The following is a 12755-nucleotide window of genomic DNA, read 5'->3' as shown; positions in this document are numbered from 1 at the left end:
AATGAAAACAAATCAATCTATACAAAAGCGAAGCCTTGTTCTTCTAGTCTTAGGTCTATTTCTTGTAATTTTATTTCCTTGGTCCAAATTACAAGCCCAACAAATTGACCCCGACTATATTTCCATTGGTGATGGCTTAAGTTCTCCCTCTGTAAAAGATGTTTTCCAGGATAGCTTTGGATTGATTTGGATTGCTACTAGTAATGGCTTGCAAAAATATGACGGTTATACTTATGAAACTTTTAAAAATATCCCGGGAAAACCCAATAGTTTGGCAAACAATAATCTTTGGAGTATTGTTGAAGATGACCAACATAATCTTTGGATAGGGACTGATAATGGTATTTCTAAATTAGATAGGGTTAAAAAAACCTTTACAAACTACAATTTTACTACACTATTTAACCTCCCTCCAGGAATTAGTGCCGTTGTTAATATCTATATTGATTCTCAAAAAACGATATGGGCAGCAACAAGATCAGCAGAACTTGTCTATTATGATATAGATAATGATACATGGAAACCCGCCGAATATAATACACCTAATGCATCTGAAGATCTTGTAACCTATAATATTGTCTTTGCAATAACTGAAGATGACAATGGAGGACATTGGACTGGTTCCTTTACCTACGGTTTAATGCATCGTGCTAAAAATGAAACCAAATTTAAACCTATCATTTTTGAAGATACTGAAACGGTTGATTTTACTAGTAATGAAAATGGTATTACTGCCTTATTTGTTGATAGCGATAACATCGTTTGGATAACAGCTAGAAATGGAGTTTACAAGTATGATCCGAAAAAAAATAAGTTAAAAACCCTAAAAACGTATAGTGAAAATCAAGTTAATCTTTGGAATCATTTGAATGATATTATGCAAGATAATGAGGGTAATATTTGGATAGCCAATAACTATCGTGGTATCTTAAAGTTTAATGGTATTTCAGATGAATTTCATGTTACTCCGATAAACGGGGTATATGAAGCCAAAGGAATAGGAATGAGTGTCACTTTTTCACATTTTATAATTGATAAAAGTGGAATTTTTTGGATGGGCAGTATTAACAAAGGAATTTTAACATACAACCCTGAAAGTAAACCTTTTATACACTACACCCATCAGCAAGGTAATGATCAAAGCATCAGTATGAATGGTGTTTTTGGGTTACTTTCTTCTAAAATAAATCCGAACATCCTCTATGTTGGTACCAGAGGTGAAGGTCTAAATATTTTTAATGCAAAGAATCAAACCTTCAAACAAGTAAAATACAAAGCAATAAACGATACGTATGGTGGTGCTGTCCGCAGTATCGGCGAGCTTTCTGATGGTACTGTTTATTTGGGTTCTTGGGGCGATGGCCTTATTGAATTAGATAAAAATTGGAACGAAAAAAGACGATTTGTTTATGACGATAAAGATGACAATAGTATTTCAAACGATCAGGTTCGAGTTTTAAAAACAGATGCAAAAAACAACTTATGGGTAGGTACCAATAATGGATTGAATTATTTTGATACTAAAAAAGGTCTTTTTACGCGGATTATCAGTAAAAGCACACAAAGCTATCCTAACGAACTTTTTGAAAATATTAATAACTGGAGCAAAACTGATAAAGCCGTTGCCAAATTTTTAGCGGTAACCGATGATCAAAATCTTAGTCAATCTTTTAATGTAACCGAAGCTGGTAGTTACCTTATCGCCTCTATAGGCGAAGGAGATATAATGAGTATGGCTGATTACGGTTTTTTACTAAATGCCGCTAAAGATACAGTGTGGATTTCAAATAATTTTCATAGTACTAAATATGCAGGTGGTTCTATAAAAAACAGAATTGAAATACAACAAATTGAACTAGAACCTGGTACTTATGAACTTAACTACCATTCTGATGATAGCCATAGCTTCGGTGTTTGGAATGAAGATGCACCAACTAAAACTGAATTATACGGTGCAATTTTTATCCATTTAAATACTGCTGACAAAACGTTGGTTGAAACTCTTTTAAAGAAGGATTCGGGCCAAATGGTTATCAACGGTAGCAATATTCTTTGTATGAAACTTACAGATGACTTTCTTTGGATAGGGACAAATTCAGGTGGACTTAATAAAATTAGCTTAAAAGACAACACCGTCAAATCATACCGAACGGATTCTAATACTGAAAATGCCATAAGTAGTAATACTATCTTTGATATTGATATCGATAAAAATGGATTTGTTTGGCTTGCTACGGACGCGGGTTTAAACAAATTAGACCCTACTACTGAAATTTTTACACATTATGATGAAACCGATGGCTTACCCACAAATTTATTAGAATCCGTAGTTATTGGAAAGAATGGCGAAATGTGGATTTCGACCCAAAACGGATTGTCACAAATGGTCACTAGTAAAACAATGGGTAAAGTCACTTTTATAAACTATAGTTCAGAAGATGGACTCGGTGGCGATGCCTTTATATCGCAAGCAGGTATTGTAACACCAGAAGGTAGGTTTTACTTTGGTGGCGAACATGGCCTAAATGCCGTTAGTAAAATAAAAACGAATGATGTTCCTCCAAATTTGATTTTATCCAATCTTTTTATTTCTAATCAATCGGTTTATGATATGGGCGAAGCTTCCCCACTTAAAACTAATTTGCTCACTACCGATACCATAACAATGAGACATGATCAAAATAATTTAAGTTTTGAATTTGCAGCCTTACATTATGCCAATCCTAAAAAAAATCAATATGCACATATGCTTAAAGGCTATGATAACGATTGGATTTATGACAATCGAAACTACGCGTCATATACCAATCTTGACCCAGGCGATTATGAATTTATTATTCGTGCCTCTAATGCCTATGGTGTATGGAATGAAGAAGGAAAATCAATATTTATTAGCATTGAGTCTCCTTGGTATAAAACTTGGTGGGCCTATGCTTTATATGCTATTTTAATAGGATCAATATTTTATGCTGTTCATCGATTGCAACGTAGAAAATTAATCTTAAAAGAAAGACAACGTTCCCACCTTCGAGAAATGGAACTCCGAACCGAGGCTGCAGAATCGGATGCCAAAGCCTTGCAGGCCGAGAACGAACGGAAAAAAAATGTGGAAATGTTGAGCGAAATCGGTAAAAACATAACGTCCTCACTAGACTTAGATGATATTTTTCACAAATTATACGAGCATGTTAATCAGTTAGCGGATGCCTCTATTTTTGGAGTAGGAATTTATCATCCTGAAAATAATAAAATAGAGTATCGTATGGCTATGGAAAAAGGAAAGGCTTATCCAGTCTACTTTAGGGATACCACTGATAAAAATCAATTTCCAGTATGGTGTATTGAAAACCAAAAACCCGTCTTTATTAATGATGTACAAACCGAGTATAACAATTATATTGAACACTATAAGGAACCTGAAACCGTTTTTAATGACGGAACCAAAACCGAGGAACCCACGTCTATCATCTATTTACCCTTAATCTCTAAAAAACGGGTACTTGGGGTAATTACGATCCAAAGTTTTGAGAAAAACGCCTATACAAACTACCATCTAAATCTGTTACAAAATTTAGCGTCTTATACCGCCATTGCCCTTGATAATGCGGATGCTTACACTGCGTTAAAAGCTACACAATCGCAATTGATACAATCCGAAAAAATGGCAAGTTTAGGAGAGTTAACTGCTGGTATAGCACATGAAATTCAAAACCCGTTAAACTTTGTAAATAATTTCTCTGAAGTAAGTAACGAGCTCATTGATGAAATGAACGAAGAAATTGAAAAAGGAGAATTTGAAGAAGCTAAAGATATAGCCAAAGACATTAAGCAAAATCTTGAGAAAATAAACCATCATGGTAGACGTGCAGATGCTATCGTAAAGAGTATGTTGCAGCACAGTCGCAGTAGTAATGGAACAAAAGAGCCTACAGATATTAATGCCTTGACAGATGAATATTTACGACTGGCTTATCATGGTTTACGGGCTAAAGACAAATCCTTTAATGCGAAAATGGAAACTAATTTTGATGAGAAATTAGAAAAAGTACAGGTAATAGCTCAGGATATTGGGAGGGTAATTTTAAATTTAATAACCAATGGATTTTATGCAGTAGATGAAAAAAAGAAATCAGGTATTAAAAATTATGACCCCACGGTTTCCGTTTCTACGAAACAACTCAAAGACCAAATTATTATAACTGTTAAAGACAATGGTAATGGTATTCCGAAACAGATACTAGACAAAATTTATCAGCCTTTTTTCACCACCAAACCCACAGGGCAAGGCACTGGATTGGGTCTGAGTATGAGTTATGATATTGTTGTTGCCCATGGAGGGGAATTAAAAGTTGAAACCAAAGAAGGTGAAGGCTCAAAATTTTCTATTATATTTAACAATACAATCACCAATACCATATGAAAATACGTCAAATGATATTGAAATTAATACTGATTTGCTTTACAATTGCAACAAGCAGTGCTCAGGATATTCAGCCGATCCATTTGGCTAAGATTGACAGTTTACAAAATCTTGTGGAATCTCATCCCCAAAATGACCAAGAAAAAGTACGACTCTTAAATGAATATGCTAGATCATGCTTTCACAGTTTAGAACACAAACAAGGCTTTATCACAACACGCGAAGCACGGTTACTTTCCGAACAACTAAATTTCAAAGGGGGCGAAATTATGTATTACCTCACCTTATCGGAATACTTTGGCTCTGGCGATTTGGCAAATTATTATCGGAAACAGGCCGAATGGCTATCAAAAACCCCTGACCAACAATTAGGAAAATATTATGTATCGCTTCAAAACAAAGATTATAACTTGGGGAATGATTGGGAACATCTAAAACGTAAATCTACTGATTTACTGCACTACTTCGAAAATCTTGATGACAAAGAAATACAAGCCTCTATTTTGTCGAACATTGGCTATTTCAATTATAGGATTGGCAATTTTGAGGAAGCGTTACATAATCAGGAGAAAGCTATTACGCTCTATAAGGATTTGGGGCAAACCTATCCTGCCTTTCAAACTTCTTCAGATAAAATGTATAGTTTGAAAAGCTTGGAACAGGAAGATGATATTAAAAAATTGGAAACAGAATTAGTTGAATTTATTACCCAAAATAAAAATGAAAGCACATATGGATTAATCACAGCAGCTATGGCCAATGGATATAGTGGTTCTGGCAGATATGGACTTGCAATAGAATACTACCTAAAAAGTATTTCAATATTTGAGCAAAATGGTGATGTTAGCATGCTCGCTGATACCTATGAAAATATAGGAACTGCATATAGAAATATTGTAATGTACGATAAGGCAGCTGTCATCTATGAAAAATTAATCACGCTCTTAAAACAACAAAATGATACTGATAACATATTCGATATCTATAGCCAAGCTTCTTTCTCAAATTACTACATAAAAAATTATGACAAAGCACGTGAATATATGGCACTGTCCCTTCAGGTAGCCAACGAACAGATAAAAGAATATTATCTGGCTCGCCAATATAGTCTTGAGGGTCAAATACTAAAAGATGGAAAACAATATTCAGCGGCTATCCCCTATTTACAAAAAGCATTGGCAAGTTATATGGAATTGGGTAAAAAAAATGGAAATCCTTTTATGGCCATGTATACTGCTGAATGCTATCAGCAAATGGGAGATTACAAAAAGGCATTAGAACATGCATTACTTGGCTTACAAATGGAAAAGGAAACAAACTTACCCAGAACAAAAGTAGAAAGCGAAATAAGTTTGATGTTATCTGAAATATATGAAAAACTTGGGCAAAATGATAAAGCGTTTCAATACCTCAAAAGATATGAAGAAATTAGAGCTGAAAATGACAAATTAGATGCAGCCAATCGACTGGCAGATGCTGAAATAAATGATATTCTAGAAAAAAGTCAACGAAAAATTGATGTAGCAGAACAAGAAAACCTGTTGGCAGATCAAGCTAATAAAGTTCAAAAAATTTGGATCTTTAGCATTACTGGAGCACTTTTATCAGCCTTATTACTAAGTTTTATCCTTTTTAGAAATAACAAAAACAAACAAAAAGCAAATAAAATTCTCAGTAAACAAAAAGAAGAAATCCAAACGACATTGAAAAAATTAGAAGCCACACAATCGCAATTGATACAATCCGAAAAGATGGCAAGTTTAGGAGAGCTAACTGCTGGTATAGCACATGAAATTCAAAACCCGTTAAACTTTGTAAATAATTTCTCTGAAGTAAGTAACGAGCTCATTGATGAAATGAACGAAGAAATTGAAAAAGGAGAATTTGAAGAAGCAAAAGATATAGCCAAAGACATTAAGCAAAATCTTGAGAAAATAAACCATCATGGTAAACGTGCAGATGCTATCGTAAAAAGTATGTTGCAGCACAGCCGCAGTAGTAATGGAACAAAAGAACCTACAGATATTAATGCCTTGACAGATGAATATTTACGACTGGCTTATCATGGTTTACGGGCTAAAGACAAATCCTTTAATGCGAAAATGGAAACTAATTTTGATGAGAATTTAGAAAAAGTACAGGTAATAGCTCAGGATATTGGGAGGGTAATTTTAAATTTAATAACCAATGGATTTTATGCAGTAGATGAAAAAAAGAAATCAGGTATTAAAAATTATGACCCCACGGTTTCCGTTTCTACGAAACAACTCAAAGACCAAATTATTATAACTGTTAAGGACAATGGTAATGGTATTCCGAAACAGATACTAGACAAAATTTATCAGCCTTTTTTCACCACCAAACCCACAGGGCAAGGCACTGGATTGGGTCTGAGTATGAGTTATGATATTGTTGTTGCCCATGGAGGGGAATTAAAAGTTGAAACCAAAGAAGGTGAAGGCACATTATTTACTATTAACTTAAAAAACAATGATTAAACAAGCACTTATTTCAATTATTCTATTTTTCAGTATTCTACAAATATCGAATGGACAAGAATACATGCAAGACAAAAATGGATTGGCTCTTGATACGATTATGCATTTTACAAAAGCTGATTTAGATCCACTTTTTGGCTTACCCTTAAAAAGTAGGGCTGGTTGGATTTTTAAAGCTGGAAATAAGCAAGATTGGTCATCTACAACTATTGATTTAAGGGGTTGGGAACGTTTAAGCCCTTCGCAGATATCAAATGATATGGCAGATAGTTCTGGTAAATTTGAAGGTTGGTTTAGGTTACAATTTACCGTTGATAGTGCTATCGCAAACCTTCCACTCTACTTAGATAAAGAAGATCATGCTGCAGAAGACATTTATTTAAATGGTAAATTATTCCGCCAATTTGGTAAAACTGGGAAAGACAGAGCATCATTCAAAGAACACATTCAAAATTTCGAGATTCGAACACCTATTTTTTTAGAACCTGATTCTGTACACACATTGGTCATTCACTATGTAGACTATAGCACCTATGGTGGTGTTGCAAAAAACCTTCCATTAGGCTCTACTAGAATTGTAACCAATGGCTATTTTAACTATATGAGCTTTTTGGGTTATAGAGTTTTATTCAACTTAATAAGTTCTTTTATTTTCTTCATCCTTTTTTGGCTTCTTTATTTTCTGATTAGAAAGGAACGTGAGTTACGCATTATAGCTCTTTTTTCTACTATGATGTTACTCTTTAACATTAGCGTGGCTTTCAATGGTGCGGACAGTTTATTCTTTACACTACCATCTAATTACATGATAATACTTTATTATATTAGAGGTTATTTAAGTATCTATTTTTTCTTATTCTGCCTTTTATTTGCATACAGAATCTACTACGGTAAACTTCCAAAGTGGCTCATTCTGGTTAGTTTAATAATGCCATTTATTCTCTTCCATCCTCTATATTATCTATTCGTGGCAATTGGAATTGGCATTTTCTTACTCTTTTTATCTATCAAATCTAAGAAGAGAGCAATGTCTGTTAGGGTTCTTATGTACAGTTTAACATTATCTTATATCTTAACTGTTACTGGATTGATATTTAGACAATCCAATTTAACTGATGATTTTAGTTTAAGGTTAATCATGGTTAATTCTGACTTGATTGGTAAGGCTATTCTCTATTTAGGCATGTTATCATATGTAGCCTATCGCATGAGAGAGAAGAATTTAGATATTCAGCAGAATGCAATGGAACTTGTAAAAGTCGAAGCTGAAAAGAGTTCGCTAATTGCTTCACAAAATGAAACTTTAGAAACTCAAGTAACGGAACGTACTTCAGAATTAAATCAATCTTTAGAAGATTTAAAAGCCACACAATCACAATTAATACAATCCGAAAAAATGGCAAGTTTAGGAGAATTGACAGCTGGTATTGCTCATGAAATTCAAAATCCCTTAAACTTTGTCAATAATTTCTCTGAAGTGAGTTCAGAGTTAGTTGATGAAATGAACGAAGAACTAGAAAAGGGCGATTTAGAAGAGGCCAAATTTATCGCCAAAGACATCAAAGAAAACCTTGAAAAAATAAACCACCATGGTAAACGTGCAGATGGCATTGTAAAAGGAATGCTACAACATAGCCGAAGTAGCACGGCTATCAAAGAACCCACAGATGTCAATAAACTCGCTGACGAATATTTACGTTTGGCCTATCACGGTCTCCGTGCAAAAGACAAAACTTTTAATGCTACTTTAGAAACAGATTTTGATGACAGTATTGGCGATATAGACCTAATTCCTCAAGATATAGGTCGCGTAATCTTAAATTTAATTACCAATGCCTTTTATACTGTGGATGAAAAAAAGAAATCTGGAATTGGAAATTATGAGCCCACGGTTTCTGTTTCCACAAAACAACTTAAAAACCAAGTTGTTATCACTGTAAAAGACAATGGTAATGGCATTCCAAAACACGTACTAAAGAAAATATACCAACCTTTTTTCACCACTAAACCGACAGGGCAAGGTACCGGATTAGGTTTAAGTATGAGTTATGATATTGTAGTTGCTCATGGAGGCGAATTGAAAGTGGAGACCAAAGATGGTGAAGGCTCAAAATTTTCTATAATATTTAATAATACAACACCCCCATACAAATGAAAACCAACCTAATAATGAAACGATATATTTTTCTTATGTGCCTGGTCTTTGGCCTAGTTGTAATTTCATGTCAAAAAAATAGCAAATCAGAAACGGACACCACTATTGGTGACTATAAAGCACCTGAAACTATTCCGTTAAAATTTACAGAGTCAGAGCCGTTTGAATGGGAAACCGTAACAAATGACTCGTTAACAACTCCGGTGACTTATTCTTTAAACGTGGATGCCTTACCCAGTAAACCGTTTGAATTGAACCAATTTAAACCATTGGAAACTCCTATGAAGGAATATGATTTGGATTGGGATAATTTTCCAACAGCACCAGTGAAATTTGATTCGGTTGCGTTTACGGTTACAACAGCTCCTATAAAAAGACCGAAGATTACTAAAATGAAACAGCCGGGCATTATGGACGGCACCAATGCCAACCTACTCCAACTATCTGTAAATGAAGGGTTCGTTAATAATGATATCACGTCCTTTTTAGAAACAAAAGACGGGGCTATTTGGATTGGTACTGCCCAGTCATCTTTGATGCGTTATGATGGAGAAAATACGTTTACCTATGACTATCCTAATGTTTATGCAATGACCTTTGATCAACAAGGGAGACTTTGGTTAATGAGGCCAGGGGCTCGAGTAGTTACGGTATTAGATTTTAAGAAAGATATTGCGTATACGATACTTCCTAATAATGGCCAAATTCAGGGATTAGACGTTGTTTGTGATTATACTGGAACACTGTACATAGCCTGTTTTCAAAATGAACTTTACCGTATAGATCCTGAACTACAAAATTTACAAAAAATTAATAATGAAGGCAATATTAGATCATGGAAGCTTTTACAAGACCGTAATGACAACCTTTGGTTCGCAGCAGATAAGAAAATAGTAGTCATAGATAAAGAAAGAAAGGAGCTTAAAACCATCAATAGGATTGCGAATTACGAATTTAATAATTCTGTTTGGGATATTAAAGAGGTGCAATCGGGAGACATCTGGTTGAGCGTACCCTTTAATGACGACAGCGAATCCCCTATCGCTCTAGGCGTATCATTAAAGAATAATAAAATAAGCATCCTAAATAAAGAAACCGGTTACAACGTAATTGGCAGATCTATAGAAGAAGATAACGAAGGTAATTTATGGATATTTGGAGATGTTGAGGCCTTTGTATTAAGTAAAAACAAGAATACTTACAAAACGATTGACCTGAACAGCAAGCTACAAGGCCGAGATCGATTAACAAGACCTTTAAAAAGGAAAGATGGTTCACTTTGGATCGCCACAACCGACAAAGGAGTGGTCATAGCCAATGAGCATACTTTAAATACAACATACTTTGATACTTCAACTGGCTTAATAGGCGACCAAGTTTGGGATATTGAAGAAGACTCTAGTGGAGAACTCTGGTTGGGTACAAATAATGGAATTAATATTATTGACCCTCAGAAGAATACTATTAAATCTATAACTAAGGAACAATTACATTTCTTAGGTAATGGAAATAGTACCATAAATTATTTAAAACAGATTTCAAAAGACACTTACTTTTGGAAAAATGGTGCTGGTTTTTCAATTTATGATAGACAACGCAATAAAATGACCCAATATGCCAGTAATGCTAACGTAGTTTTAGAAGTTTTGGGCTTCGCTAAATCAGATGATCATACCTTTTGGATCTATACTCCAGAGGGTTTGTACGTATACGATATTGAATTTAATAGCTTAAAAAAATTAACTTCAAAGACAGATCCTGATATTTTAAAAACTCAGTTTGGTGCAGAACTAGTTTACGACGGCAATGAACTACTTTGGATTCCAACATTCAATCGTGGTTTGGCAGAAGTAAATCTAAAGAATAATACCATTCGATATTTAAACAAAAAACAAGGCCTCTCTCATAATAATACTGGCGTAGCTTCCTTTTCTAAGGAAGATGAATTATGGGTAACGACACTTAACGGTATTGCCATTCTAAATTTAGAACAAAACACACTTACCAATTTACGAGAAGAAAATGGTTTAGTTCCTTCAGAAATGTATGATTTGATAGAGCGAGGAGACATCATGTATGGGGCAAGCGTAAATGGTCTTATCCCCATTGATAAATTAACTGCAAAAAATACAAATAAGGGTTTTTACACCTTTAATGGAGGGCTAGGTTTTAAGTCTAATGATTACCTGTCAGGATCTAGTAAGTTTCTCAAGAATGGGCAGTTTTGGGCAGGGGTTGTGAATTCTTCTGACGAATTTAGGTTGTTGATCATGAATGCAGCACCAAAACCTGATAGTACATTAAGTACCGTTTATATTAGCAAAATGTACGTTAGGGATGAAGATCCAGGGTTTAAATATAAGGTCCGAACAGATTCTCTAAATAATAAAATTTTATCGTACGCCAATGCGACAAATATGAAGTGGGACTCTATAAAACACCCCTATAATATTCCAACAAATCTGGTATTACCCTTTGATCAAAACAGTTTAAGTTTCAGCTATGCAAGTAGCGATGTGTTTAATAGAGATCAATTAACTTATCGTTTTATCTTGGAGGGTGAGGATGAAGATTGGACCTATGCCGATACTAAAACAAAAACGAAGAATTATTACAATTTAAAACCTGGCGAATATACCTTTAAAGTGGCCTCCAGAAGTTTTACTAAGCAATGGTCTACTCCAGACATGTTTAATTTCAGTATTAGTCCACCTTGGTGGCAAACCTGGTGGGCATATTTACTTTTCGGACTTATAGCTGCAGGTATTTTAAGGATTTATATTGCTTTCAGAGCGAAAAAATTAAAGAAAGAAAATAAATTTTTAGAAGAAAAGGTTAAAGAAAGAACCAATGAGCTAGAGGCTTCTATTGAAGATCTAAAAGCCACACAATTGCAACTGATTCAATCTGAAAAAATGGCAAGTTTAGGGGAACTAACGGCAGGTATAGCTCATGAAATTCAAAATCCCTTAAACTTTGTCAATAATTTTTCTGAGGTTAGTATTGAGTTATTTGATGAAATGAATTATGAAATGGACAAAGAGGATTTAGCAGAAGCCAAATTCATTGCTAAAAACATTAAACAAAATCTTGAAAAAATTAACCATCATGGTAAGCGTGCAGACAATATTGTAAAGGGGATGCTGCAACACTCAAGAAATAGTAGTGGCACTAAAGAACCTACGGATATCAATGCCTTGGCGGACGAATATTTACGCCTAGCCTATCACGGTCTCCGTGCAAAAGATAAATCTTTTAATGCAACCTTAGTAACCAATTTTGATGACAGCATTGGTCGCATAGACCTAATACCTCAAGATATAGGTCGCGTAATCTTAAATTTAATCACCAATGCATTTTATACTGTAGATGAAAAAAAGAAATCTGGCATAGCAAACTATGAGCCCAAGGTTTCTGTTTCCACAAAACAACTTAAGAACCAAATTGTTATCACTGTAAAAGACAATGGTAATGGCATTCCAAAACACGTACTAGATAAAATATACCAACCTTTTTTCACTACTAAACCGACAGGACAAGGTACCGGATTAGGTTTAAGTATGAGTTATGATATTGTAAAAGCACATAGTGGTGAATTGAAAGTGGAGACCAAAGATGGTGAAGGCTCAAAATTTTCTATTATATTTACCAATACAACAACCCTATCCAAATGAAAACCAAC

The 12755-nt window shown here is 34.5% G+C and carries 4 protein-coding genes; all 4 read left to right on the top strand.

Going from position 1 to position 12755, the window contains the following annotated elements; translation table 11 throughout:
- Position 1: 1 nt before the first annotated feature.
- The 4 genes from FF125_RS08430 to FF125_RS08415 are packed head-to-tail and all read left to right on the top strand — an operon-like array spanning position 2 to position 12747.
- Positions 2-4420 carry a sensor histidine kinase gene (locus tag FF125_RS08430; RefSeq protein ID WP_175418893.1) on the top strand — a complete coding sequence of 1473 codons (4419 nt, stop codon included), beginning with the start codon at positions 2-4 and terminating at the stop codon, positions 4418-4420.
- 11 nt (positions 4421-4431) lie between these two features.
- Positions 4432-6918, top strand: coding sequence for an ATP-binding protein (locus FF125_RS08425; protein WP_175418892.1), 2487 nt, complete (start codon positions 4432-4434; stop codon positions 6916-6918).
- On the top strand, positions 6911-9073 hold the full coding sequence (locus tag FF125_RS21885; protein ID WP_250629715.1) for an ATP-binding protein: 2163 nt from the start codon (positions 6911-6913) through the stop codon (positions 9071-9073). The genes FF125_RS08425 and FF125_RS21885 overlap by 8 nt, the downstream gene beginning before the upstream one ends.
- Before the next feature lie 14 nt (positions 9074-9087).
- Entirely contained in the window at positions 9088-12747 is a 3660-nt protein-coding gene (locus FF125_RS08415; protein ID WP_175418891.1) for a sensor histidine kinase, read from the top strand.
- Positions 12748-12755: the final 8 nt, after the last annotated feature.

The sequence above is a fragment of the Aureibaculum algae genome (assembly GCF_006065315.1).
Lineage (GTDB): Bacteria > Bacteroidota > Bacteroidia > Flavobacteriales > Flavobacteriaceae > Aureibaculum > Aureibaculum algae.
This window is presented reverse-complemented; position numbering and strand designations above follow the sequence as displayed.

What these genes read in the sequence shown, in the direction of transcription:
- FF125_RS08430 (WP_175418893.1), top strand. Translation starts at nt 2, where the DNA reads ATGAAAACAAATCAATCTATACAAAAGCGAAGCCTTGTTCTTCTAGTC.
- FF125_RS08425 (WP_175418892.1), top strand. Translation starts at nt 4,432, where the DNA reads ATGATATTGAAATTAATACTGATTTGCTTTACAATTGCAACAAGCAGT.
- FF125_RS21885 (WP_250629715.1), top strand. Translation starts at nt 6,911, where the DNA reads ATGATTAAACAAGCACTTATTTCAATTATTCTATTTTTCAGTATTCTA.
- FF125_RS08415 (WP_175418891.1), top strand. Translation starts at nt 9,088, where the DNA reads ATGAAACGATATATTTTTCTTATGTGCCTGGTCTTTGGCCTAGTTGTA.